Origin of the sequence: Mesorhizobium sp. C268A (genome assembly GCF_040324475.1) — a bacterium.
In the GTDB taxonomy this organism is placed as follows: domain Bacteria; phylum Pseudomonadota; class Alphaproteobacteria; order Rhizobiales; family Rhizobiaceae; genus Mesorhizobium.
In genome coordinates, this window is the sequence record NZ_JAMYVX010000001.1 from 1,489,844 (window position 1) to 1,513,497 (window position 23,654).

Consider the following 23,654-nt stretch of genomic DNA (forward strand, 5'->3'; position numbering starts at 1 on the left):
CGCTGTCCGATTTCGGCTTCCAGGGCCTTTGCGGTTCGTTTGCGACAGGCAAGCCGAAGGGCTCAGCTCCAGCCGCCGCCATACGTGCGGTAGAAGATATGCAGGCCGATCTTGGTCATCTTCTGCATCGTGCGCGCCCAGCCCGGATGGACGTAGTTGGCGTAGTAGTGGGTCGATGAGCCGACTTCGGGAATGAATATCTTGCCGGCGGTGACCGCCATCGCGACGTCCTGCGCGGTCTTGTAATGGGCGGGGCTCTCGATGCGCTTCTTGCGGCCGTCGCAGGCGAAGGAGAACTGGCAGCGGTTCAGCCAGTTGTCGTTCTGGTAGACGACGCCGCAAATCGAGTTCGGATAGGCCGGATTGCGGACGCGGTTGAGAATGACCTGGGCGACGGCGGCCTGGCCGCGCACGGATTCGCCGCGCGCCTCGAAATAGATGCCGTTGGCGAGGCAGGCCTGCTCCTTCGTGGAGAAGACGCTGGCCGGCAGCGGGTTCTGGATCCACGAGTGGTCACCCTTGGCCATCGGCGGAATGAAGCGCCCGCTGCTCGGCTCCTCGTCCTGCAGCAGCGCTTCGAAGGGTGAGGCCTTGGCGTAATCGGGTTCGGCCTGGGCATAGGCGGTGGCCAGCACGTCCGGTCTGTCATTGTTGACCAACGCGGCAAGCATGGCCGGCACGCCGGGATCGGGCTTCTTGTCCACGTTGGTGTGGAAGGCCTGGGCGATCTGGATTTCCTTGCCCTTGATGCCGGGCTTGGCGAAGGCGAGCTTCAGGCCGCTGTCCATGCTCGGCCGCAGCAGCGAGGAGGTGCGCTGAAAGATCGAGCCGGCATTGAAGTTCTTCGGCGGCGCCACCGGCGAGACCTGGATGATGCGGCCCTTCTTGTCGGCGCGCATGATGCGGTCCTCGTCGGGCGTGATGCCGGCGACATTGCCCTTGCCGCGAAACGAGACCTTGCCGACGCCGGGCAGGCGCACGCCCGAGCCCGAGAGCGAACCGGTGGTGACGGAATCGATGAAAGGCATTTCGGCGGCATGAACCGAGCCGGCGACGGAGCGCTCGACATAAGAGTTCCAGCGGGTGCCCGAGGCTTCGAGGCCGGAAATCAAGCTGCCCATGTCCTGGTAGGCGACGACAGTTGGAAAGCCGATCCAGATGCCGAGCCCGATGACCAATGGCGATACGAAGGAACGTTTTTTCTCACCGGCGGCGGCGGCCAGCCGCTTCAGGACACGTCGATGCACGGGGAACTCTCCAGAAACGCCACTGAGCCACTGGAGAGCCAAAGTGAAGCATTAACCTTGATGCGGGGTTAACGCGGTTGATCGTGTTTTTCCGAAGCGGCCCGAAATGGGACGCCGTTTGCCGACCGGCCAACCCGTCAGTTCGGCCGCAGGAAAATTGGCCATGCAATCAAGGCGCAGAGCGCGCCCACCAGCCAGACGCCAGGCCACGACCAGACAAGCAGCAAAGCCGGAATGGCGGTCGGCACCACGAAGAAGGCGATGAAGACGAAGCTGTTGGCAAGACCGAGCGCGGTTCCGGCGCGGCTGGCGCCGGCAAGCGTGGCGAGTTCGGTGTAGGCGACGCCATGCCAGGCGGAGACCGAAATGCCGGCAACGACCAGCAGCACGGCAATCGCCGGGATCAACGCGGCATGGGCGTCTGGCGTGGCTCCTGCCGCCAGGACCAGCAGGCCGACGGCCGCGAAGCCAAGCGCGCTCGTCATGCTGCAGAGGCGCAGGAACCAGCGGCGGTTGCCATGGCGGTCGGTGAAGCGGCCGCTCCAGACGCGCATCACCATCGCGCCGGTCTTCACCGCGGCAAGGCTGGCGCTGATCGTGAGCGTGGCCATGCCGGCGAAATCGTGCAGGAAAACGGAGGCGAAGGTGAGCACCGCCACTTGCGGAAAGCAGAGCAGGCCGATGGCGGTGGCGATGCGCCAGACCTCGACATTGCGCAGCGGCGCCGGACCGCCCGACTTTGCCATGGCCATGCTGCCGGCATTGTCCAGTTCCGGCGGCTGGTGCAGCCATCGCAAGGCAAACAGCGCAGAGACGGCGTTCATGGCGGCCAGCAGCCCGAAGACCGCCGCGAAACCGTGCACCGATGCCAGCGACGGCAGGACCAGCGCGCCGAGCCCGCCGCCGAGCGGCACCGCGGTCTGCCTGATGCTCATGGCAAAGCCACGTTCGCCTTCATGGAACCAGGCCATGATGGCGCGGCCGCTGGAACCGTTGACGCTGCCGCCGAGCAGGCCGGCGACCAGAAGGCATGCGGCCAGCATTGCGACGCCAGGCACATAGGTCACTGAGGGCACGATGAACAACGCCATCAGGGCGAGCCACGCCGCGGTCGCACCAAGGCCGGTCAATAGCACGCCGCGATCGCCCCAGCGGTCGGTGAGCAGACCCCAGGGCAGTTCGCTCAAGGCGACGCCCAGTCCGAGAAGGCCGACGACCAGGCCGAGATTGCCATTGCTCAAGTGATAGCCCGACCGCAGAAACACCGCCGCCGCCGGTATGCCGGCGAAGGTTGCGGAGAAACTGGCATTGGCGGCAACGCCGATGCCAAGCACCTTCCAGCGATGATTGGCGCGAAATCGTTCAGCCTTCGACGTGACGGCGGCGGCTCGGCCAACCCGGCCTGGCTCACAATTTGCGTCGGCAATCGACATGGCGGGACTCCTGTTGATGCCCTTTCGGGACCTTGACGCCTCGTCTTTACCGCCATAACTTCATCCCGAATATCGGGAAGTTTTTGACAATTGTTCCCGAAAAACAGGATCGTTATGATGCGCCGCGTAACCTTCGACCTCGAAGTCCTCCGAAGCTTCGTCACCGGCATGGAACTCGGCAGCTTCGCCAAGGCCGCCGACCGGCTTGGACGCTCGACCTCGGCGGTGAGCGCGCAACTGAAGAAGCTGGAGGACCAGGCGGCGACGCCGATCTTCCGCAAGTCGGGCCGCGGACTGGCGTTGACCGAAGCCGGCGAAACCATGCTCGGCTACGCCAGGCGGCTGCTCGAGTTGAACGACGAGGCTGCCTCGGCCATCCACGACGTGGAACTGGAAGGCTGGGTCAGGCTCGGCCTGCAGGAGGATTTCGGCGAGGCGGTGCTGCCGGAGGTGCTCGGACGCTTCGCCCGCGCGCACCCCAAGGTCAAGATCGAGGCGCGGATCGGGCGCAGCTATGAACTCGCCGAGCGGATCACATCAGGCAATCTCGACATTGCGTTGGCCTGGGACAGCGGCCAGGCGCTGCCTTACAGCCGGCATGTCGGCGACGCGCAATTGCGCTGGATCGGGCCGGCCAAGCTGATCGAGACCAGGCTGCGCGAGGGCGAGGCGCTGCCGCTGGTGGCGCTGGAAGCGCCGTGCCTGCTGCGCACGGTGACGACGGAAACACTCGACCGCGCCGGCCTGCCATGGCGGATGGCCTTCTCCAGCCCCAGCCTTGGCGGCATCTGGGCGGCGGTCGCCGCCGGCCTCGGCCTGACCATCCGCACGGATATCGGCCTGCCGGCCAATGTCAGGGCGATGGCGCCGCAAACGCTGGGCTTACCCGCGCTGCCGACCATGGCGCTGGTGCTGCACCAGAAAGACGCCGAACTGGACCCGGTGGCGGCGCGGCTGGCGGATATATTGTGGCACGCGGCGGTGGCGGCGCTGCCGCAGGACGAGCGGTTGAGAGAGGTCGCTTAGACGGAAGCGGCTGTCCAGCGTAGCGTTCCGTCACACCCCCCTCTGTCCTGCCGGACATCTCCCCCGCAAGGGGGGAGATTGGATCTCGCGAATGCTTTCGCCAATTTTCAACGTTGCAAGAGAGGCTCCAAAGACGAAACGACTGATCTCCCCCCTTGCGGGGGAGATGCCCGGCAGGGCAGAGGGGTGCTGTCCCGCCAATCTTGCGGAGAATTCCGCAACCGTCACCGCTCACTTGCGCTTGTTCGCTCTCCCCGCGAACGGGTTGTCCGAAGTCCGCAGCGCTATCCGGATCGGCACGCCAGGCATGTCGAAGGCTTCGCGCAGGCTGTTGGAGAGATAGCGGACATAGGATTGCGGCATCGCATCCGGCCGCGAGCACTGGACGACAAAGCCAGGCGGCCGCGTCTTGGCCTGGGTGACGTATTTTACCTTGAGCCGGCGTCCGGCGACGGCGGGCGGCGGATGATGCGCAAGAATGCTTTCCAGCCAGCGGTTGAGCTTGCCGGTGGAAACGCGGCTGTTCCACACCTTGTGCGTCTTGATGACGGCATCCATCAGCTTGTCGAGGCTGCGCCCGGTCTCGGCCGAAACCGTCACCGCCTGGATGCCGCGCACTTGCGGCAAAAGCCGTGTGGTCTTTTCGCGCAATTCGGCCAGCAGTTCCTGCGGATTGTCGATCAGGTCCCATTTGTTGAAGGCGATGACCGGCGCCCTGCCCTCGCGGATGATCAGGTCGGCGATCTGGAGGTCCTGCTTCTCGAATGGGATGGTGGCGTCGAGCACGATGATGACGATCTCGGCAAAGCGGATGGCGCGCAGACCGTCCTGCACCGACATCACTTCCAGCTTTTCGTGGATCCTGGCCTTGCGGCGCATGCCGGCAGTGTCGAACAGTTTTAGCCGGCGGCCATGCCAGTCCCAGTCGACGGAGATGGAATCGCGGGTGATGCCGGCTTCCGGGCCGGTCAGCAGCCGCTCCTCGCCGATCAACGCGTTGATCAGCGTCGACTTGCCGGCATTGGGCCGGCCGACGACGGCGATGCGCATCGGCTTGGTGTCGTCATAGGCGGGTTCGGCGTCGGGATCGGTGATGTCCTCGCCGATCAGCACCTCGCTGGCGGCGACGTCCTCGGCCTCGTCTTCTTCCTCGCCGAAGGCGCGGTCTTTGCCCAGCGCCTCGATCACCGCGTCGCGCAGATCGGGCATGCCCTGGCCATGCTCGGCCGAGACCGGGATCGGCTCGCCCAAGCCCAGTTCCCACGCTTCCAGCATGCCGCCCTGGGCGCCCTTGGCCTCGGCCTTGTTGGCGACCAGCACGACCGGCTTGCCGGACTTGCGCACGATCTCGGCAAAGGTGCGGTCGTCGGGCAAAAGCCCGGACTTGGCGTCGATGGTGAAGAAGATCAGGTCGGCTTCGCGGATGGCGATCTCGGTCTGCGCGCGCATGCGGCCGGGCAACGTCGAGGCGGCGGCGTCTTCGAAACCGGCGGTGTCGATGACATCGAAATGCAGATCGTAGAGTTTGGCCGCGTGGACGCGACGGTCGCGGGTGACGCCCGGCGTGTCGTCGACAAGCGCCAGCTTCCGTCCCACCAATCGGTTGAAAAGCGTCGATTTGCCGACATTGGGCCGGCCGATAATGGCGACTTTGAAGCTCATCCGGCTATCCATATCATCGCCCAAACCGCAGCGCGCCCTTGGGTCAGGCCCGAGGGCAGGCTTTGGGCGATGCGTATCATGACGCGCCCGAGCCGCGGATCAGTTCGGACATCAACGTCGCCCGCTGGCGCGCATTGCGCGGCGCGCCGTCATCGGCGGCGATCTGGTCGAACAGTTTCAGCGCATCCTGGGTCTTGCCTTCCTTCCAGGCGGCAAGGCCGAGCGCTTCGCGCGCCGTGTGGCGCAGCGTGTTGTTGTCGGCGGTCAGCGCCTCGACGCGGCTGGAGACATCGGCGACGGAGCCGTGGTCGACGAGCAGCAGGGCTGCCCGCAGGCGCGCCATGTCGCGAATGCCCTGCGGAATGGCGGTGTCGGCGGCGACGCCATCGAAATCCGTAACGGCGGCGGCAAAGTCGCCCTTGTCGGCCTTGACGGTTGCGGCGCGCATACGGGCGAGCAGTGGATAGGCGCCGTAGCCATCCTTTTCCAGCTGTTCGAGCGCTGTCAGCGCCTCGTCGCTCTTGCCGTCATTGGCAAGCTTCAGCGCCTGCGAGAAGGCATCGCCCGAGCGGTTGGCGCGGGTCTCATCCCAATAGCGGTAGCCGACGAAGGCAGCGGTGCCGAGCACCACCAGGATAGCAAGGCCAAGCAGCGCCGGACCGAAACGATCCCACAGCGCCTGCGCCTTTTCGCGGCGCATCTCGTCGTTGACTTCGCGGATAAAACTGTCGTCGGACATCAATCAAAACCATTGCTGCCCCAACAGGGGCGCTTCTTGAGCCCGCGTTTTAGCGAAATTTCGCGGGCATGGAAGGGGCTGGGCAGGAAAATCGGCTAATCGCCGGGCGCATAGCTGCCGACTTTGATCGCACCCACGCCACATTTTGCCGATAGCCGGCTTTGACTGCCTCCAGATCAAGCCCAGATTGCCGATGCCACGTTTGTCCCGCGTTGTCGCATTTTCCACCGCTGTGCTTGCCACGGCGGGCGTTGCTTACGCCGACCCGCCGGCGGCGCCATCCCCGGCAAAGCCGAAGCAGATCGTCATCATCTCGTTCGACAGCGCCCGTGAGATATCGCAATGGCAGCGCAGCCGGGCGCTAGCCAAGCGCACCGGCGCGCATTTTACCTACTTCCTTTCCTGCGTGTTCCTGCTGTCGCAGCAGACACGCGCCGAATACACCGCGCCGGCCAGGTCCGCGGGCAAATCCAACATCGGCTTCGCCGCCTCGAAACAGGAAGTCGCGGACCGGCTCGACCAGATCGGCCTCGCCGCGTCGGAGGGCCATGACATTGCCAGCCATGGCTGCGGCCATTTCGACGGCAAGGACTGGAGCAAGGCCGACTGGCTGAAGGAATTCGCATCGTTCGAGCGCATTCTGGAGAACGCCTATGCAATCAACGGCATTGCGCCCGAGCCCGCAGGCTGGCGCGCTATTGCCCATGCCGTGGTCGGCTTTCGCGCGCCCTATCTGTCGACCAGCAAAGGGCTCTACGAGGCCCTGCCTGAAGCCGGCTACCACTATGACGCCAGCGGCGTCTCGAACGGCCCGGTCGAGCCGCCGACCGGCGGCGGCTTGACCCGCTTTTCGCTGCCACAGATCCCGGAAGGCCCGAGTTCAAGGCCGGTGATCGCCATGGACTACAATCTCTATGTCAGGCATTCCGGCGGTTTCGAGCGGCCGAGCCAGGCAGCCGAGTTCAGCGATCGGACCTACCAGGCGTTCCGCGCCGCCTTCGACAAGCAATATCAGGGCAAGCGCATCCCGCTGGTGCTCAGCTTCCACTTCACGCCGATGAACAACGGCGCCTACTGGGACGCGCTGGAGCGCTTTGCCGACGAGACGTGCGTGAAAGCCGACGTCGAATGCATCAGTTTTCGCGATTATGTGCAGCGGCAACGTGGTAGCGAGAGGCAGGCGGCGGTGGGCGGCTGAGCCGCCAACCGTCTATGCAGATAGGATCAAGCCGGGTCGGGTTCCTTTGCCTGGCGGGCGAGGAAACGACGATCGATATCGGGAAGCGGCTCGCCGTGGATAATTGCCTCGAAGGCACGCAGGCGCTTGTAAATGGACAGAAGCTCGACAATCGTTGTCCACGCATTGACGAGATATTGGAACGAGGAGCGCACTTGCCCGAAGGCATCGAGAATTCGGTTCAATAGACCCAAACTGATTTTGGCGGCCACCATCGTTGGGACCAATACTATATAAGGGAATATATTATCTATCTGAAGATAAAATATGCGAGCCACATTGAAATACATGTAGTGAAAGTAAAGCCTAAAGTAATTTCGCCGCACATTGTTAAATAGTTCGGCGACAGTGGGCGGCCGAGCACGATTCGGATCATCTTCACCATAAACAAGTTCTTTTCGATAGGCAGCCTCGACGCGCTGGTTACGGAATTCGAGGCCTGGCAACTTGATGCCGACGAGCGCCAAGAAAGTAGTCCCAAAAATCGACCAAACAATCGCTACCACCACTAGGGAGTAAGGGACCTCTCCGACGATTGGCAATTCAGTTACATTTTTCGACAGAACGAGGAGAACGGGCAAGAATGCGATCAGCGTCATTACCGAGCGGACCAAATTCACACCGAGTGCTTCCATCGTCGTGGAAAAGCGCATGGTGTCGTCCTGGACACGCTGCGACGCTCCTTCGATAGTGCGAAGCCTGTCCCAATAGAACATGTAGTATTCATTCATCGCCGTGCGCCAGCGGAAGATCCAATGGCTCACAAAAAATAGGTTAAGGACACCCACGGCAACGGCCAATCCAGCGACCCAGGAGATGGTCAGCAGTTGGCTGTAGAAATCCCACGGCGTTGTCGAATACGCCTTGCCGAGCGCCCGCTGTATGAGATCGTAGAACGGTCCGTACCAAGCGTTAAAGGCTACATCCACTTGAACCTGGAAATAGATCACGAAGAGAATGAGCGCGGACCCAAGGATCGACCAGTTCTGCCAAGGATGGGGTGAATACCACCTCCAAAAGCCAGCGAAAAGCGCTACGCCCGTGCCGTAGTATAGGTAGAACCAGACGAACGGGTCAGACCAAAAGACTTCAACGCCAACGGGCGTGTCGGCTGCCACCGGAGCAAGCCCAATCAGGGTACCCAGCTCTTGGCCGCCGAAAAACCAAATTATGATGAGCAAAAGGCTCCAGACGGCGGCCGAGGTGAAAAACAGCTTCGGCTGCGGGAAGAAGGATACGAACACTGTGGTGAAATCCTCGGTCGGTGCGCAAATCAGCGGGGTTCAGCGGGCATAAAGTCACACATTAGGTGGAAAGCAAATGCCCGTGCCCGATGCCCGGCATCGAGCAAGACCACAATCATGGCGATTTTGGCGCGGCCGACCAGGTGATCCCAGCAGATACCACCAATACGCCAGCAGCGACGATCGAGGCGAGGAAGAAGTTGCCCGAGGCTTGCGCCAGCAGGCCGGCGACGACAGGGCCGACGATCTGGCCGATGCCGAAGGCGGCGGTCATCATGGCGAAGATCCGGCGCGGCGCCTGCGGCACGAGCTGCCTGGCGGTCTGCAGGCCGAGTGCTGTAACGGCGATGAAGGTGCCGCCGAGCAGGACGCCCGCGAGCAACGGGCCGGCGGCGCCGCCCATGGCGACGCTGGCGGTGACGCCGACCACTTCGACCAGGCAGCCCAAGGCATAGGCGGCATAAAGCCCGATCCGTGCCGCTACCTTCTGCCACAGCCACACCGAGGGGAAGCCGGCAAGGCCGGTGACCATCCAGACGGTCGCCTCGAAGACGCGGCCGTCGCCGCCCTGGCGCACGATGGCAACGAGGAACGTCGCCGTCACCACGTAGCCGAAGCCGAACAGGCCGTAGGCAACGATAACTTTTATCAGCGACCGGTCCTTGGGCAGCGCCGGTTCGCGCCCGGCCAGGCCGGTAGCGGGCGCGGTGCCGCCGGCAAGCCAGGCGACAAGCGCAAGGCCGCCGGCGGAAATCGCCGCCGACCACAGCCAGCCCGACGCCCAGCCGGCATGTTCGGTGACCAGAACCGCCATCAGCGCCGAGGATGCCGCGATGCCGAGACCGACGCCGCCGAAATGCAGCGCCTGCAGGTCGCTTCTGTTGGCGGCTGCCAAATGACCAAAGACGATCGAGGCCATGAACACCATGACGAAGGCACTGGCCAGGCCGGCAAGGAAGCGGATGACGGCAAAGGCGGTCATCGTCTCGCTCAGCCCCATCAGGCCGGCGAGCGCAGCACTTGCGGCAAGGCCGCCAAACATCAGCAGCCGCTCGCGCCCATGCGCCCAGCCGCCGGCCGCCGCAAGCGCGCCGGCGAGGTAGCCGAGATAGTTGGCCGAAGCGATCCAGCCGGCATCGGCCGGCGACAGATGCAGTTCCTCCATCATGCCGGGCAGGATCGGGGTGTAGACGAAGCGGCCAATGCCCATGGCAACGGCCATGGCGATCATGCCGGCTACGGCTAGACGCAAGGGTGATGGCGCAGCGTTCATTGCAGCGCACAATAGATTTGGCGGCCGCCGAAACAATCCGCTTTGTGTTGGGCCAGTGGCTCGCGACTAATGTCTAAGAATCTCAACCACAGCCGATTGCGCCGGTCTCGTAGGCGGTGCGGCGCGCCGTCAGGCGAAACGGCATGTCGCCGAGTTCGCGCTCCGACATGGTGTCGAGCACGGGATGCGACAGCGGATCGGTCACCCAATTGAGGACATCCCCGTCATGGCGCCGCCGCGTGTAGCCGGCGGCAAAGACTTTGAGCAATGATACGATCGTCACCATCCTCGCCTCCTCGGTCTGACTGTCCCGCTAGAATCTGCCCTGTCTCGCCGTCTTTCAATTGAGATTTCGGCCGCGCCGGTTTAGAAAAACTGGAATGGCTATGCTGAACCGCGTCCATCTCAACGGCCTGCGCGCCGTCGAAACCGTCGCCCGCCTCGGCTCGCTGGCGGCCGCTGCCGGCGAGCTCAACGTCTCCGTCAGCGCCGTCAGCCAGCAGATCAACCGCACCGAAAAGCAGCTTGGACAGGCGCTGTTCGAACGAACGGCGAGCGGGCTGGTGCTGACCGAGTTCGGCACGGTTTTTTCCGCCCGGCTTGGCGCCGGTTTTCGCGAGCTGGCGCAAGCGGTGGCGCTGGCGGACGAGGCAAGCCAGTGCACGCTGGTGGTTTCGGTGGCGCCGGCCTTCGCTTCGAAATGGCTGCTGCCGCGATTGTCGCGGCATTTCGACCGCCATCCCAACGTGCTGCTGCGCATCGACGCCTCGGTGCGGCTGGCCGATCTCGAGCGCTCCGACATCGACATAGCCATCCGGCTTGGCGACGGCAAATGGCCGGGCGGCCGGGCGGAACTTTTGTTGGCGCAGGAAGTCTTTCCGGTCTGCGCGCCGGTGATCGCCAAGAAACTGAAGTCGATCGAAGACCTGGCGCAGACCTGCGCCATCACCGACGAACGGGCGATGATCAACTGGGAGAGCTGGTTCAAGGCTGCCGGGGCCGAGCCGGTCAGCTTCCGCAAGGGCGCGCGCTTCACCGACCCGATGCTGTGCCTGGAATCGGCGATCGCCGGCCATGGCGTCATGCTCGGCTGGCAATTGCTGGCCGCCGATGCGCTGGCCGACGGCCGCCTCGTCGCGCCTTTCGGCGTGCGGGCGCAGAGCGGCCTCGGCTACTGGCTGGTGACCTCGGCGACCAAGACCGAAAGCCGCAAGGTGCGCGATTTCAAGATCTGGATCCGCGAGGAAATCGCGGCGACCGTGGCGCAGTTTAGCGCGCTGGAAAGCGCTGCCTAGGGCTGTCCGTCGCGACGGTGCTGGAAAGGACAGCCGCGCCGGCCTATGTTGGAACTCTCACTCCCGGACCTAGGCAGGCAGGATCATGACCACACATTCGCGCGGCGTTTCCGCAACGATCGACCCGGTGAAGCTCGACAGGCTGGCGGAAGTCGCCATCAAGGTCGGGCTGCAATTGCAGCCGGGGCAGGATCTGGTGCTGACCTCGTCGATCGCCGCACTGCCGCTGACCAGGCGCATCGTTGAGTACGCTTATAAAGCGGGCGCCGGCCTGGTGACGCCGATCTTCAACGATGACGAGATCACGCTGGCGCGCTTCCGCTACGGCGCGGATGCCGGCTTCGACCGCGCCGCCGGCTGGATGTATGAAGGCATGGCGAAGGCCTTTTCCAACAATGCGGCGCGGCTTGCCGTGCGCGGCGAGGACCCGTCGCTGTTGTCGGCGCAGGACCCGGCGAAAGTGGCGCGCGCCAACAAGGCGAACTCGATGGCCTACCAGCCGGCGCTGGAAAAGATCACCGGCTTCGACATCAACTGGAACATCGTCGCCTACCCGGATCTCGCCTGGGCAAAACAGGTCTTCCCCGGCGATGCCGACGATGTCGCCGTGGTGAAGCTCGCCGATGCGATCTTTTCGGCATCACGGGTCGATGTGGAAGACCCGATCGCAAACTGGACGGCGCACAATGCAGCGCTGCGCGGCCGCACAAAGTGGCTGAACGAGCACAATTTCCATGATCTGCATTTCAGCGGCCCGGGCACCGACCTCACCGTCGGGCTGGCCGATGGCCATGAATGGATGGGCGGCGCCTCGACTGCCAAGAACGGCGTCACCTGCAATCCGAACATCCCGACCGAGGAGGTCTTCACCACGCCGCATGCACGGCGCGTCTCCGGCCGTGTATCCTCGACCAAGCCGCTGTCCTACCAGGGCACGCTGATCGACGATATCTCGGTGCGTTTCGAAGAGGGCAGGATCGTCGAGGCCAAGGCTTCGAAGGGCGAGGACGTGCTGAAGAAAGTGCTCGACACCGACGAGGGTTCGCGCCGGCTCGGCGAGGTGGCGCTGGTGCCGCATTCCTCGCCGATCTCGGCCAGCGGCCTGCTGTTCTTCAACACGCTGTTCGACGAGAACGCCGCCTGCCACATCGCGCTCGGGCAGTGCTATTCAAAATGCTTCGTCGACGGCGCCTCGCTCACCCAGGACGAAATCGCCCAGCGCGGCGGCAACAAGAGTTTTATCCACATCGACTGGATGATCGGCTCCGACAAGATCGACATAGACGGCGTGCACAAGGATGGCCGCAAGGTGCCGGTGATGCGCAAGGGTGAGTGGGCGTAAGCTCGCGGAGGGCGGATGGGTTTCGACCTGACGGTCAAGCGAATTTACGAAGCACCCGCGCCCGATGATGGGCAGCGGGTGCTGGTTGATCGCATCTGGCCGCGCGGCATCAGCAAGGAGGATGCCGCGCTGACGCTGTGGCTGAAGGAGATCGCGCCGAGCGATGAATTGCGGAGGTGGTTCGGACATGAGCCGGCGCGATGGGCGGAGTTTCAGGTGCGGTATTCGGTCGAGCTGGATGGGAATAGAGAAGCGGTGGCGAAACTGCGTGGCTTGCTCGGCAAGGCCAAGGTGACGCTGCTTTATGGCGCACATGACGAGGCGCATAACAATGCGGTGGCGTTGGCGGGGTATTTGCGCTGGACGGGTTGAGAGACAGCGAACCGCTGCATACGCCGCAAGCGAAAGCCTTCACAATTAGCGATCGCCCTCCACGCGTTCGTCATCCTCGGGTCTGCGCTGCGTCGCTTCGCTCCTTGCTACGCCATAGGCTGACGAGGCAGGGCTACGCTACTTCACCACCCCTTCATAAGCCTCCGGCTTGAACCCCACCAAAATCTCATCCCCGACCTCGAGCACCGGGCGCTTGATCATCGTCGGGTTGGCCAGCATCAGCTTCCTGGCCTTCTTCTCGTCGAGCCCTTGCTTGTGCTTGTCGGGCAGTTCGCGGAAGGTCGTGCTGCCCTTGTTGAGCAGCTTTTCCCAGCCAACCTTGCCGATCCATCCATCCAGTCTGCCCGCGTCGATCCCCTCGGCCCGGTAGTCGTGAAAACGGTAAGGCACATCGTGGCCCTCCAGCCAGGTGCGCGCCTTCCTGATCGTGTCGCAGGTGGTGATGCCGTACATGGTGATCGTCAAAACGCACTTCCCTTGGGCTGGTGGTCGAATCCGCCGGACAGCCTAAAACCGTCCTTCCCGCTTTGCCAGCACCCCGGTCACATCAGCCCATTTTTAGGGCTTGCCAATACTAAGGAATTTTCCTAAGTATCTTTCTATACCCGTCGACGGACCTCAGGATCGCCCATGCCAAGCCTCCACGCCCCAACTACAAGTCTCCCGCCGATCGACGGCATCTTCCGCGCGCTGGCTGACCCGACGCGGCGGCGCGTGGTCGAGCGGTTGAACCGCAGTCCCGCCTCGGTCAGCGAGTTGGCGCAGCCTTTCGAGATTGCGCTGCCTTCCTTCATCGAGCATCTGAAAGTGCTGGAAGGCTGCGGACTGGTGCGATCGGAAAAAATCGGCCGCACCAGGACCTATCAGCTGGCGCCCGAACCGCTGCAGCTCGCCGAAAACTGGCTGGCCGAACAGCGCACGCTGTGGGAGCGCCGACTCGATCAATTTGACGCCTATGTGATGAGCCTCAAGGAGCAAGAAAAGTGAGCTATCCCTTCAAGCCCGACCCCAGACTGGACCTTGTGCTGGAGCGCAAGCTCGACGCGCCGCGCGAACTCTTGTGGAGCGCGATGACGGTGCCGGAGCATGTCAAGCAATGGTTCACGCCCAAGCCCTGGCTGATCACCGATTGCGAGATCGACCTTCGTCCGGGCGGACTGTTCCGGACGCGCATGCAATCGCCCGACGGCAAGGAGGTCAACGACCGCCATTGCTGCTATCTCGAGATCGTGCCGAACGAGCGGCTGGTGTGGACCGATGCGCTGCTGCCGGGCTATCGGCCCTCGGGCGAGCCCTTCATCACCGCAGTCATTTCGCTTCAGTCGGATGACAAGGGCACGCGCTACACGGCAACGGCCATCCATCGCGACCAGGCTACCCGCAAGAATCATGAAGAGATGGGGTTCTTCGACGGCTGGGGCACGGTGGCCGATCAGTTGGCGCAGTATGTGAAGACCATTTGAGCTTTTCCCACTGCGGCCAGGACTTTGTCCCGGCCGCCTGGTTTTTGGGTCGTGCAGCGAAGTGCGCCGGAACCCTACGGCACCCGGGCTCAGTAGTAGAAGCGCTCTTCGGTGATCTTGCCGTTCTTGACCGTGTACAGGCCAACCTCGTCCATGGTGACCCGTTCGCCGGTGGCCTTGGGCGTTATGTCGAACTTGAAGCGCACCGCGAACTGGTCGCCGTTGACATAGGGGCCTTCGACAGAGCCGCCATGGACTTCGTGGTTCTTGCCACCATTCGCCCTTTTGCCTGAGAGCCTCCTTGCCACGGGCGATGGCCATCGGCCCCTCCATGGCTTCGAGGCTGACGATATCATCGGCATTGTACTTTTCACCAGCACCCAGGTGATCCCCCTGCTGGAGCATTTCAGTGAAATCCTTGGCAACATCCGCGATGGTCATGTGTGTTCCTCCTGTTCAGACTGGTTTGAAGTAGGGAAGCGCTTGCCGGCCCGCCACCTTTACCCGCACGACAGCTGACAAGGTGTGTCAGGACGATGATATAGCGCGGCTGTGTGACGACGATTGCGGCGGCGTCGGACAGCGATTTCGGTTGCAGACAAAAGCCAATTCCGCAATGCTGGGTGCATGTGCAACCTCTACAACATCACGACGACGCAAGAGGCGGTCCGCCAATGGACCCGCACATTGCGCGATATCAGCGGCAACCTCGAACCTTCGCTTGATGTCTATCCCAATCAACCTGGGCTTGTCGTTCGCAACAGGACGGATGGGGAGCGTGAACTGGCGAAACTGCTTTGGGGGTTGCCAACGCCGCCCGAGCGCATGAAAGGTAAGGCCGACTACGGCACCACCATCGTTCGCAATCCGCAATATTCGCACTGGCAGCAATATGTGGGCGTCGAGCACAGATGTGTCGTGCCGGTGACCAGCTTTGCCGAGCCCAGCCCTGCGGCGAACGATAAAGACCCGGAAACAGGAATCCAGCGAAATTACTGGTTTGCCCGTGGCGAGAGCCGGCCGCTGTTCTTCTTCGCTGGTTTCTGGACGTCTTGGCAGGGCGTGCGAAAGGTCAAGGACGGTCCCGGCGACTTCGAGCTATACGCCTTCATGACCACCAAGCCTAATGCTCTCATTGCGCCGATACATGAGAAGGCTATGCCCGTGATCCTCACCACGCCGGAGGAAACCGAGGCTTGGCTGACGGCGCCATGGTCGGAAGCACGGCGTTTGCAGCGGACGGCGCCCAACGACGCGTTGGTGATCGTTGAGAAGCCAGCCACACAGATCAAGTTCCCACCACAGGCCCCGGCCCAAGGGTCTCTGTTTTAGCCCGAAATCGGCTCTCCTCAATCGTCGTCTCGCCAGATTACCCGGCGAACCATGCGGATTTCGACAAGACGTCTGACGCGAATTTTAAGGCGTTCAGCAGCGCTTGGCAGAATGATGCCTGCATCGAGCTCACGACCTTTGCAGCGCTCGCACCGCATGTGCCGCTCCACATCCCAAAAGGGGATATCACCAACCAGCTTTGCGAGATCGCCAGGCAGATAGTGTCGAGTGATGTTGCAGTTCCGACATCGAACACGAATTAGCTGCCCGACTTCATGCGCCAAGCAGAGGGTTTGCACATTTCGGCGCGGTCGGGTGCTTAGTTCGGGCATCCCGCAAAGTAGGAATATGTTCCTTTGCGAGTCAATTCACACTTAATTCCACCTTGGCGATCTTCACAGCAGGTTAAATCCAACCGTCGATGAAGGGATTGGGTTGGATCAGCTTGGCAGCATAGGGCAGTTGGCACCACGGCGCAGGCTAATATGCGCCACGTCGCCGACGCTGAATTGAAAGCCCTCGGCCTGGCGCGGCGCATCGATCACCACCGGCAATCCCTGCCCCAGCTCAGCATGCAGCCGCAGCGTGCGGCCGTGGAAGACGATGGAGTTGACGCGCGCCGGCGCGGTGCCGGCGGCGGCATCGGTGGTGGCCAGCAAGTCCTCGGGGCGAACGCCGATGGTGCGCTCAGTGCCTTCGCCGGGTGTGTCGCCGGTTTCAGATGTTGCTTCCAGCGAAAGCCCGCCAGCGGCGAAGCGCAGGCGGTCGCCGTCGCGGCCGATGAAGCGCGATTGCAAGAGGTTCATGGTGCCGATGAAGCTTGCGACGAATTTCGTCGCCGGCCGGTCGTAAAGCGTAGCCGGCGGCGCGATCTGCTCGATGCGGCCCTTGTTCATGACGACGATGCGGTCGGAGATCGACAGCGCTTCGGTCTGGTCGTGGGTGACCATGACGAAGGTGGTGCCGAGCCGCGACTGCAGCCGCTTCAGTTCGACCTGCATCTGTTCGCGCAGATGCGCATCGAGCGCCGACAGCGGTTCATCGAGCAACAGAACGCGCGGCTCGCAGACTATGGCTCGGGCGAGCGCGACGCGCTGGCGCTGGCCACCCGACAGTTCGGAAACGCGGGCGCCGAGCTTGTCGGCGAGGCCGACCATGTCGAGGGCTTCGCGGACGCGCTTTGCCTGCTCGGCGCCGGACAGTTTGCGCAGCGACAGGCCGAAGCCGACATTCTCGGCGACGTTCATATGCGGGAACAGCGCATAATCCTGGAACACGGTGTTGACGGGACGGTCGAACGGCCTGAGCGCGGTGATGTCGCGACCATCGAGCAGCACCTTGCCGCTCGACGGGCTCTCGAAACCGGCAATGACGCGCAGGCTGGTGGTCTTGCCGCAGCCCGAGGGCCCGAGCAGGGTGATGAACTCGCCGCTGATAATGTCGAGATCGACGGCGTCGAGCCCGACAATGCCGCCGGGGAAAACCTTCGAGACCGTGTCCAGGCGTACCAGCGCATCAGGCGCCATCGCGAACCTCGGACGGCTTGGTGGTGTTGACCCAGAGGATCTGGCAAGGCTCGGTGCCGGGATTGCGGAAGGCGTGCAGAAGCGTGCTCTTGAAGGCAAAGGAGTCGCCGCTCTTCAGCACGTATTTTGTCGAGTCCACCACCAGTTCGACCTCGCCCGACAGCACATAGCCGAACTCGTGACCGATATGCGCATAGGCTTCCGCCGTGCCGCCATCGGCTTCCACGGTCACCAAGAGGCCGGTCAGCGCCGCGCCCGGCGGCGACAGCAGCGCCTTGGCGATGCCTTCCGACTTGACCGGGAGCTGCCGCCTTTTGTCGGCGCGCACGCAATAGAGATCGTTGGCGGCTTCGTTGCCGTCGGTGATCAGCGCCGAAGGCTCGATGTCGAGCGCGGCCGCAAGCGGCCAGATCACCTTGACGCGCAGCGAAGACAGGCCGCGCTCGATCTGGCTCAGCGCACCGATGGAGACGCCGGCTTTTGCTGCCAGCTCGGCCAACGACAAATTGCGCTCCAGCCGCAGCGCCCGCACGCGCCGGCCGACGCGAATGTCGGCGTCGGCCTTTGGTTTCGCTTCAAGCATGTCCATCAGTTGGTCCTTGTTGCAGTCTTTGGCGCGGCGGCAAGACCCGCGGGCTTCAGGAGATTAGTCACAATTACCTGCCGTCGGCGCTGCCCCTCATTGTCCTGCCGGACATTTCTCCCCGTATAGTGACGGGGAGAAAGCGGCTGGTCGCAAACTCGGCGCCATTTCTGCAACGTTTGCGATTTGCGAAATCGCTGGTGACAGCGCCCCTCTCCCCGTCACTATACGGGGAGAGGATGCCGGCAGGCAGGTGAGGGGCAGCGCAACCGTCGGCGATGGATCCCTCAGCCGCCCGCCTTCACTTTCTCGAACATCTTCGCCACATCGTCGTTCTGCTTCATCGGGCCGGTGAAGATGGTGGTCTTCAGCATCACCTCCGGGTCCGCCGGCAATTGCAGCTTGTCCAGTTCGTCCTTCGCCACGCCGGCGAAGGCGGTGCTGAGCGAGCTGCCATAGCCGTAGGCCTGGATCAGGTACTTACCCGAGTCGGCGTCGAGCCGGCTGTTGATGAAGTCATAGGCGAGGTCGACGTTTTTGGCGTCCTTGAGCATGACGAAGCCGCAGGCCCAGGTCAGCATGCCCTCCTTCGGCTTCATGAACTCGACCGGCACGCCCTGCTTCTTCAGCGAGGTTGCCGACGCGTTCCAGGTCATGGCGGCGACCAGCTGGCCGCTGGCCAGCGCCTGTTCGACCGAGGTCATGTCGGTGGTGTAGTTGGAGAGCAGCGGACGCTGCTCGCGCAATTTTTCCGCCACCTTGTCCATCTGCTCCGGCGTCATATCGAAGGGGTTTACGCCGGCCAGAAGTGCTGCAACGATCGGCGTGTCATGCACGGCATCGATGGTCGCCATGCGGCCGGCATATTGCTTGTCCCACAGAAGGTTCCAGCTCGCTTCCGGGTTCTTCACCAGATCGGTGCGGTAGAGGATCGAGGTGTTGCCCCAATCCCACGGCACCATCCAGACCTTGCCGTCGCCGGCCTGGATGTCGGGCAGGTTCTTGAACACCGGGAAGATCGAATCCCAGTTCTTGATGCGCTTGGTATCGATCGGCTGCAGCAGGCCTTCCTTGTTCCAGCGCGCCACCTTGTCGTAGCAGGGATGGGCGATATCGGGGCGGAAGCCGGCCTTGACCTTGGTGAAGGCATCGTCGTCGTCGCCGAAGATCGAGGCCTCGACGCCATCCGGATGGGCCGTCAGGAAGCTCTTGTTGAAGTCTGGCAGTTCATAGCCGGACCAGGTGAAATATTGCAGCTTGTCGGCGGCGAAGGCGACAGTCGACGACAGGACGATTGCAAGCGCGGCAAGCCCGGTGCGGGCTGTCTTTGCAGTGATCGATTTCGGGCCAGTGATCGATTTCAGCCCAGTAATTGATTTCGCGTCGAATGCCATTTCGGTTCTCCTCTTTTGTTATGGTTCAGGCTGGACTGGTGGGCGCCGTCCGACGGGCTGTGCTCAGCCCGCGATGGCGCAGGATTTCGGCGATGCCGGCGATGATGACGGACACAGCAAGGATAGCTGTCCCCAGCGCCATCACGGTCGGCAGCGAGCGAGGAAAACGCAGTTGGCTCCAGATGTAGAGCGGCAGCGTCGGCTCGGTGCCGGCGAGGAAGAAGACGACAATGAACTCGTCGAAGGAAATCAGAAAGGCCAGCATGAAGGCCGAGACGATGGCCGGCAGCGAGAGCGGCAACATCACCCGCCGGAAGGTCGTCCAGTCGGAAGCGCCGAGATCGAGTGCGGCCTCGCGAATGGTTTTCGGAATTGCGGCAAACCGGCTGCGCATGATCACCACGGTGGTCGGCAGCGCCACCAGTATGTGGCCGAGAACGATGGCGATGCGCGACGGGCCGAGGCCGATGAGATTGACGAGGATCAGCAACGATATGCCGACGATGACGCCGGGGATCAGGATCGGCAGCCTGGAGATGGCGCTGATGGTGGCGGCGAGCGGCGAACGACCGTAGAGGTCCATATAGGAGACGGTGATGCCGCAGAGCGTGGCGCCGGCGGCGGCCACGACGCCAATGACGAGACTGTTCAAAAGCGCGCCGGACAGCGCCGGATTGCCATAGAGCGTGGCATACCATTCGAGCGTGAAGCCCTGCAGCGGAAACGCGGCCTGGATGGAGTTGTTGAAGGAAAACAGCGGGATCAACAGCACCGGCAGATAGAGGAAGACGAGATAGGCAAGCACATAGACGCCGAGCCAGCCGCGGCCATCATCTCGCCGCGCCGCGCTCATGTGCGGCTGCCGAATTTGCGGTCGGCGCCGCGTGCGACCAGCACCACGCAGAGGATGACCAGCATCACGCAGACTGAAAGTGCCGCCCCGAACGGCCAGTCATTGGCCTTGCCGAACTGCGACTGGATCAATGTGCCGATCATGGTGCTGGCGGGACCGCCGACCATGGCCGGGGTGACATAGTCGCCGACCGTCGGCACAAAGACGACGAGGGCGGCCGCCAGAACGCCCGGCATCGAATTGGGCAAGACGACGCGGCGAAACGCCGTGTACGGTCTGGCGCCGAGATCGGAGGCGGCTTCGAGCAGTGATTTCGGGATGGTGTCCAGCGCCACATAGATCGGCAGGATGGCGAAGGGCGCATAGGCATGCGCCAGCGTGACGACCACCGCCGCCGGCGTGTTGAGGAAGGCCAGCGTCGGCTCCGACCAGATGCCGCTTTCGATCAGCGCCGAGTTCAACACGCCATTGTAGGCCAGCACGATCTTCCAGGCGAAGACGCGCAGGAGATAGCTGGTCCAGAACGGCAGCGTCACCAGGAACAAAAGCAGGCTGCGGCGGCGGCCGGCATAGAAGGCGAGATAGTAGGCGACGGGATAGGCGGTGACGACGGTTGCCAGCGTCACCAGGCCAGCGATCACCAGCGAGCGCAGCGTCACCGTCCAGTAGAGCGGATCGGAGACCACGGTGATGAAGTTGCCTGCGGTGAAGCCGGCGCCGAGCAGCGAACCGTCATTACCGCGAAGTGAGAGGAAGAGCACAAGGCCAAGGGCAAACAGGATCAGGAACAAGGTGACCAGCCCGCCCGGCAGCAACATGGCGAAGCGGAAGCCTCGGGACGACCCTGCCGGCCCTTCTGTTGCAACGATGCTCGACATCGGACTGCTCAACGGAAATATGAAATCGGCTTAGCTTTTTTCATATTTGTGAAACTGTCAAGCTGAATCCACGAGGCCTAGGCGACCGGCGCCCAATCAGCGCTCGAAGGCGTCGAGCATCCGGTACCAGGCGATGGTCGCGGCGACGCCGACCTGGCGGAAGGCGTGGAACGGAATCGGCCGGACCGGCGACAGCGGGAACGGCAATTGATTGACATCGCAGCCCGCGAGGTAGCCCGCCATGCGTTTTCCCAGCGCGGTCATCAGGCCGACGCCCCTGCCCTGGCAACCAACTACGGCGAGCAGGCCCTTTTCCGGCTCATGGATGTGCGGCAGGTGATCCGGCGTCATCGCCACACGACCGAACCAGCGTTTCTCGATCGAGATATGGGCCAAGGCCGGATAGAGCCGCACCAGCGCGCGCTGCAGATGCGCCCAGTCGGCCTCGCTCCTCGGCCGCGCCATGCGGCCGCGGCCGCCAAGCACCAGATGGCCGTCGGTTGTTTTGCGGTAGTAGACGAGAATGCGCCTGGAGTCGGACACCGCCTGCCCTTCCGGCAGGATCGTCGCCGCAAGGTTGGATGACAGCGGCGCGGTGGCGACCTGGAAGGAATGCAGCGGCACGATCGTTTCGGCGAGGCCCGGAAGCAGTCCATCGGTATAGGCGTTCGTCGCCAGGACAACCGCTTTCGCCCGCACCTCGGCGCCGTTTTCGCTTGAAACATGCCAAAGGCCGGCCTCCTTGCGGAGTTTCACCACCTTCTGCCGCTCGGCAATGCTGGCGCCGGCGGCGGCAGCGATGCGCGCCAGTTCCACTGTATAGGCGAGCGGATCGATGATGCCGGCGCGGCGGTCGAGCCAGCCGCCGAGATAGCCTTGCGCGCCGGTCATAGCGGCGATCTCGCTTTCATTCAGAAGCCGGACATCGGCGCCACGCGCCCGCCATTGACGATCCCTGTTCGCCGCCGCTTTCAATGCGGTTTCGGTATGCGCGGCCTGGATCCAGCCATTGCGCGTGAACGGCACCGCCAGCTTTTCGTCTTGGATGAGGTCGAACACCGCGTCCGCCGTGGAGGCGGCGAAATCGACCAATGCCCGGCCGCGCTCGGGACCGAAATGCTCGAGCAGCCATTCGGGATCATATTTCAGGCCGGGAATGACCTGGCCGCCATTGAGGCCCGAGGCACCCTGGCCGATCTCGCCGGCCTCCAGCACCTGTACACCGAGACCGAGCCGGGCTGCGTGCAAGGCGGTCGACAGGCCCATGAAGCCGCCGCCGACGATGGCAACGTCGACCGGCGCAGTGACGAGCAACTGGAAGGCGGATGCGGTCTGCGGCTTCTGCCAGATCGGAACGGAAAACGGTGTGGGCAAGGCTTCACCTGGAGTATGCGGAAAATGAAAATTCTAGTGCTAGTTTCATTTTTTTGAAAGAGCGGGCCTCATGTCAGAACCGACAATTGCCTGCGCCACGGGATAGACCTTTGGCGTGAATCCGGTGAAAGTGCCGCGGCCCAGCTGCCATCTCGATCATCAAAGGACCGTAAGCCATGACGAACCCAACGCAGCTTCCCGCCGACGGGCTCTTCATCGGCCGAGCCAGGGCAAGCGATGCCTCGCATCCTCTGGTGGTCACCGTGCGCGACGGGATCGTTTTCGACGTCACCTCGACCACCGCACCCACAGTGCGCGACATCTGCGAGATGGCCGATCCGGCCGGACACGTGCGCTCTGCCAAGGGCGAACCGATCGGCTCGCTCGACGCGATCGCCGCCAACAGTTTTCAGGCCACCCGCGATCCGGCAAAACCCTATCTGCTCTCGCCTGTCGACCTGCAGGCGGTGAAGGCGTCGGGCGTGACCTTCGTGGTCAGCCTGCTCGAACGCGTCATCGAGGAGCAGGCGCGCGGCTCGGCGGAAAAGGCCGACGCCATCCGCGCCGACATTGCCGGGCTGATCGGCCACGATCTGTCGAAGCTGAAGCCCGGCTCACCCGAAGCGATGGAGATCAAGGCCAAGCTCATCCAGCGCGGCGCCTGGTCGCAATATCTGGAAGTCGGCATCGGCCCCGACGCCGAGATCTTTACCAAATGCCAGCCGATGGCGTCCGTCGGCTTCGGTGCCGATGTCGGGCTGCATCCTGTCTCCACCTGGAACAACCCCGAGCCGGAGATCGCCATGATCGCCGCCAGCACCGGCAGGATCGTCGGCGCCACCATCGGCAACGACGTCAATCTGCGCGACGTCGAGGGACGCTCGGCGCTGCTGCTCGGCAAGGCCAAGGACAACAATGCCTCGGCCTCGCTTGGGCCCTTCATCCGGTTGTTCGACGCAACATTTTCGATCGACGACGTGAAGCGCGCCACGGTGCGGCTGCAGGTCGAGGGCGAGGACGGGTTTTCGCTGGAGGGCGCGAGCTCGATGGCCGAGATCAGCCGTTCGCCCGAAGAGCTGGTCGCGGCCGCCATGGGGCCGCACCACCAGTATCCCGACGGCTTGGCGCTTTATCTCGGCACCATGTTCGTGCCGTCGAAGGATCGCGGCGAGAAGGGCAAGGGATTCACCCACAAGATCGGCGACATCGTCACCATCTCGTCGGAGAAATTCGGCGCGCTGGTGAACCGCGTGCTTCTGTCGCCCGATTGCCCGCACTGGACCTACGGCGCCAGCCATCTCATGCGGGACCTCGCCAAGGCCGACCTGATCTGATTTCGGAGCAGCCAGGACGAACGGAT

24 protein-coding genes are annotated in these 23,654 nt (G+C 63.3%); 9 read left to right on the top strand and 15 right to left on the bottom strand.

Annotated features, from left to right (window positions below):
- Positions 1-62: 62 nt before the first annotated feature.
- The gene (locus NKL06_RS07490; protein WP_023668487.1) at positions 63-1,247 is read right to left on the bottom strand and encodes a cell wall hydrolase; all 1,185 of its coding nucleotides are present in this window, start codon (positions 1,245-1,247) and stop codon (positions 63-65) included.
- A 137-nt stretch (positions 1,248-1,384) separates the two neighbouring features.
- On the bottom strand, positions 1,385-2,680 hold the full coding sequence (locus NKL06_RS07495; protein WP_023692114.1) for an MFS transporter: 1,296 nt from the start codon (positions 2,678-2,680) through the stop codon (positions 1,385-1,387).
- A 117-nt stretch (positions 2,681-2,797) separates the two neighbouring features.
- Between NKL06_RS07495 and NKL06_RS07500 the strand changes: the two genes are divergently transcribed.
- The gene (locus NKL06_RS07500) at positions 2,798-3,706 is read left to right on the top strand and encodes a LysR substrate-binding domain-containing protein (RefSeq protein WP_023692115.1); all 909 of its coding nucleotides are present in this window, start codon (positions 2,798-2,800) and stop codon (positions 3,704-3,706) included.
- A 231-nt stretch (positions 3,707-3,937) separates the two neighbouring features.
- Here NKL06_RS07500 and der read toward each other — a convergent pair whose 3' ends face one another.
- Both der and NKL06_RS07510 read right to left on the bottom strand, forming a co-directional pair.
- A complete protein-coding gene (gene der, locus NKL06_RS07505; protein ID WP_023692116.1) occupies positions 3,938-5,368 on the bottom strand; it encodes a ribosome biogenesis GTPase Der in 1,431 nt (476 codons plus the stop codon).
- Between the two features lie 76 nt (positions 5,369-5,444).
- On the bottom strand, positions 5,445-6,107 hold the full coding sequence (locus NKL06_RS07510; protein ID WP_023692117.1) for a tetratricopeptide repeat protein: 663 nt from the start codon (positions 6,105-6,107) through the stop codon (positions 5,445-5,447).
- 193 nt (positions 6,108-6,300) lie between these two features.
- Between NKL06_RS07510 and NKL06_RS07515 the strand changes: the two genes are divergently transcribed.
- Positions 6,301-7,305, top strand: coding sequence for a polysaccharide deacetylase family protein (locus NKL06_RS07515; protein ID WP_023692118.1), 1,005 nt, complete (start codon positions 6,301-6,303; stop codon positions 7,303-7,305).
- 26 nt (positions 7,306-7,331) lie between these two features.
- On the opposite strand, the gene sbmA is transcribed toward NKL06_RS07515, so the two are convergent.
- The 3 genes from sbmA to NKL06_RS07530 all read right to left on the bottom strand — a co-directional run bounded on the left by sbmA (position 7,332) and on the right by NKL06_RS07530 (position 10,147).
- Positions 7,332-8,588 carry a peptide antibiotic transporter SbmA gene (gene sbmA, locus NKL06_RS07520; RefSeq protein ID WP_023668493.1) on the bottom strand — a complete coding sequence of 419 codons (1,257 nt, stop codon included), beginning with the start codon at positions 8,586-8,588 and terminating at the stop codon, positions 7,332-7,334.
- Between the two features lie 115 nt (positions 8,589-8,703).
- Complete coding sequence (locus NKL06_RS07525; protein ID WP_023692119.1) at positions 8,704-9,861, bottom strand: YbfB/YjiJ family MFS transporter; 1,158 nt, start codon at positions 9,859-9,861, stop codon at positions 8,704-8,706.
- A gap of 82 nt (positions 9,862-9,943) precedes the next feature.
- Positions 9,944-10,147, bottom strand: coding sequence for a hypothetical protein (locus tag NKL06_RS07530; protein ID WP_023692120.1), 204 nt, complete (start codon positions 10,145-10,147; stop codon positions 9,944-9,946).
- Between the two features lie 94 nt (positions 10,148-10,241).
- Between NKL06_RS07530 and NKL06_RS07535 the strand changes: the two genes are divergently transcribed.
- From NKL06_RS07535 to NKL06_RS07545, 3 genes are all read left to right on the top strand, one after another.
- Positions 10,242-11,156 (top strand): LysR substrate-binding domain-containing protein, encoded by a 915-nt coding sequence (locus tag NKL06_RS07535; protein ID WP_023687096.1) that lies wholly within the window; start codon positions 10,242-10,244, stop codon positions 11,154-11,156.
- Positions 11,157-11,241: 85 nt separating this feature from the next.
- On the top strand, positions 11,242-12,498 hold the full coding sequence (locus tag NKL06_RS07540) for an aminopeptidase (RefSeq protein ID WP_023692121.1): 1,257 nt from the start codon (positions 11,242-11,244) through the stop codon (positions 12,496-12,498).
- Between the two features lie 15 nt (positions 12,499-12,513).
- Positions 12,514-12,870, top strand: a complete 357-nt coding sequence (locus tag NKL06_RS07545; RefSeq protein ID WP_023692122.1) for a DUF488 domain-containing protein — start codon at positions 12,514-12,516, stop codon at positions 12,868-12,870.
- A 138-nt stretch (positions 12,871-13,008) separates the two neighbouring features.
- On the opposite strand, the gene NKL06_RS07550 is transcribed toward NKL06_RS07545, so the two are convergent.
- Positions 13,009-13,356 (bottom strand): ArsC family reductase, encoded by a 348-nt coding sequence (locus NKL06_RS07550; RefSeq protein ID WP_023692123.1) that lies wholly within the window; start codon positions 13,354-13,356, stop codon positions 13,009-13,011.
- A 165-nt stretch (positions 13,357-13,521) separates the two neighbouring features.
- On the opposite strand from NKL06_RS07550, the gene NKL06_RS07555 reads away from it, so the two are divergent.
- Positions 13,522-13,878: an ArsR/SmtB family transcription factor gene (locus tag NKL06_RS07555; RefSeq protein WP_023692124.1), complete on the top strand. Its 357-nt coding sequence runs from the start codon at positions 13,522-13,524 to the stop codon at positions 13,876-13,878.
- Entirely contained in the window at positions 13,875-14,354 is a 480-nt protein-coding gene (locus tag NKL06_RS07560) for an SRPBCC family protein (protein ID WP_023692125.1), read from the top strand. The genes NKL06_RS07555 and NKL06_RS07560 overlap by 4 nt, the downstream gene beginning before the upstream one ends.
- Positions 14,355-14,443: 89 nt before the next feature.
- Here the strand turns inward: NKL06_RS07560 and NKL06_RS07565 are convergent, their stop codons facing one another.
- A complete protein-coding gene (locus NKL06_RS07565; RefSeq protein WP_245267099.1) occupies positions 14,444-14,662 on the bottom strand; it encodes a nuclear transport factor 2 family protein in 219 nt (72 codons plus the stop codon).
- 319 nt (positions 14,663-14,981) lie between these two features.
- On the opposite strand from NKL06_RS07565, the gene NKL06_RS07570 reads away from it, so the two are divergent.
- The gene (locus NKL06_RS07570) at positions 14,982-15,686 is read left to right on the top strand and encodes an SOS response-associated peptidase (RefSeq protein WP_023692126.1); all 705 of its coding nucleotides are present in this window, start codon (positions 14,982-14,984) and stop codon (positions 15,684-15,686) included.
- 440 nt (positions 15,687-16,126) lie between these two features.
- Here NKL06_RS07570 and NKL06_RS07575 read toward each other — a convergent pair whose 3' ends face one another.
- From NKL06_RS07575 to NKL06_RS07600, 6 genes are all read right to left on the bottom strand, one after another.
- Positions 16,127-17,212: an ABC transporter ATP-binding protein gene (locus NKL06_RS07575; RefSeq protein ID WP_023687090.1), complete on the bottom strand. Its 1,086-nt coding sequence runs from the start codon at positions 17,210-17,212 to the stop codon at positions 16,127-16,129.
- Complete coding sequence (locus NKL06_RS07580) at positions 17,202-17,801, bottom strand: helix-turn-helix domain-containing protein (RefSeq protein WP_023684396.1); 600 nt, start codon at positions 17,799-17,801, stop codon at positions 17,202-17,204. Before NKL06_RS07580 ends, NKL06_RS07575 begins: the two co-directional genes overlap by 11 nt.
- A 281-nt stretch (positions 17,802-18,082) precedes the next feature.
- Positions 18,083-19,189 carry an ABC transporter substrate-binding protein gene (locus tag NKL06_RS07585; protein WP_023692127.1) on the bottom strand — a complete coding sequence of 369 codons (1,107 nt, stop codon included), beginning with the start codon at positions 19,187-19,189 and terminating at the stop codon, positions 18,083-18,085.
- A 25-nt stretch (positions 19,190-19,214) separates the two neighbouring features.
- The gene (locus NKL06_RS07590; protein WP_023709184.1) at positions 19,215-20,042 is read right to left on the bottom strand and encodes an ABC transporter permease; all 828 of its coding nucleotides are present in this window, start codon (positions 20,040-20,042) and stop codon (positions 19,215-19,217) included.
- Positions 20,039-20,920 (bottom strand): ABC transporter permease, encoded by an 882-nt coding sequence (locus NKL06_RS07595; protein WP_023692128.1) that lies wholly within the window; start codon positions 20,918-20,920, stop codon positions 20,039-20,041. The genes NKL06_RS07590 and NKL06_RS07595 overlap by 4 nt, the downstream gene beginning before the upstream one ends.
- Before the next feature lie 96 nt (positions 20,921-21,016).
- Entirely contained in the window at positions 21,017-22,294 is a 1,278-nt protein-coding gene (locus NKL06_RS07600) for an NAD(P)/FAD-dependent oxidoreductase (RefSeq protein WP_023692129.1), read from the bottom strand.
- A gap of 176 nt (positions 22,295-22,470) precedes the next feature.
- On the opposite strand from NKL06_RS07600, the gene NKL06_RS07605 reads away from it, so the two are divergent.
- Positions 22,471-23,628: a fumarylacetoacetate hydrolase family protein gene (locus NKL06_RS07605; RefSeq protein ID WP_023692130.1), complete on the top strand. Its 1,158-nt coding sequence runs from the start codon at positions 22,471-22,473 to the stop codon at positions 23,626-23,628.
- Positions 23,629-23,654: the final 26 nt, after the last annotated feature.

Coding starts and splice junctions, on each gene's coding strand:
- NKL06_RS07495 (WP_023692114.1), bottom strand. CDS start 2,680: ATGTCGATTGCCGACGCAAATTGTGAGCCAGGCCGGGTTGGCCGAGCC.
- NKL06_RS07500 (WP_023692115.1), top strand. CDS start 2,798: ATGCGCCGCGTAACCTTCGACCTCGAAGTCCTCCGAAGCTTCGTCACC.
- der (WP_023692116.1), bottom strand. CDS start 5,368: ATGAGCTTCAAAGTCGCCATTATCGGCCGGCCCAATGTCGGCAAATCG.
- NKL06_RS07510 (WP_023692117.1), bottom strand. CDS start 6,107: ATGTCCGACGACAGTTTTATCCGCGAAGTCAACGACGAGATGCGCCGC.
- NKL06_RS07515 (WP_023692118.1), top strand. CDS start 6,301: ATGCCACGTTTGTCCCGCGTTGTCGCATTTTCCACCGCTGTGCTTGCC.
- NKL06_RS07525 (WP_023692119.1), bottom strand. CDS start 9,861: ATGAACGCTGCGCCATCACCCTTGCGTCTAGCCGTAGCCGGCATGATC.
- NKL06_RS07530 (WP_023692120.1), bottom strand. CDS start 10,147: ATGGTGACGATCGTATCATTGCTCAAAGTCTTTGCCGCCGGCTACACG.
- NKL06_RS07535 (WP_023687096.1), top strand. CDS start 10,242: ATGGCTATGCTGAACCGCGTCCATCTCAACGGCCTGCGCGCCGTCGAA.
- NKL06_RS07540 (WP_023692121.1), top strand. CDS start 11,242: ATGACCACACATTCGCGCGGCGTTTCCGCAACGATCGACCCGGTGAAG.
- NKL06_RS07545 (WP_023692122.1), top strand. CDS start 12,514: ATGGGTTTCGACCTGACGGTCAAGCGAATTTACGAAGCACCCGCGCCC.
- NKL06_RS07555 (WP_023692124.1), top strand. CDS start 13,522: ATGCCAAGCCTCCACGCCCCAACTACAAGTCTCCCGCCGATCGACGGC.
- NKL06_RS07570 (WP_023692126.1), top strand. CDS start 14,982: ATGTGCAACCTCTACAACATCACGACGACGCAAGAGGCGGTCCGCCAA.
- NKL06_RS07575 (WP_023687090.1), bottom strand. CDS start 17,212: ATGGCGCCTGATGCGCTGGTACGCCTGGACACGGTCTCGAAGGTTTTC.
- NKL06_RS07580 (WP_023684396.1), bottom strand. CDS start 17,801: ATGGACATGCTTGAAGCGAAACCAAAGGCCGACGCCGACATTCGCGTC.
- NKL06_RS07585 (WP_023692127.1), bottom strand. CDS start 19,189: ATGGCATTCGACGCGAAATCAATTACTGGGCTGAAATCGATCACTGGC.
- NKL06_RS07590 (WP_023709184.1), bottom strand. CDS start 20,042: ATGAGCGCGGCGCGGCGAGATGATGGCCGCGGCTGGCTCGGCGTCTAT.
- NKL06_RS07595 (WP_023692128.1), bottom strand. CDS start 20,920: ATGTCGAGCATCGTTGCAACAGAAGGGCCGGCAGGGTCGTCCCGAGGC.
- NKL06_RS07605 (WP_023692130.1), top strand. CDS start 22,471: ATGACGAACCCAACGCAGCTTCCCGCCGACGGGCTCTTCATCGGCCGA.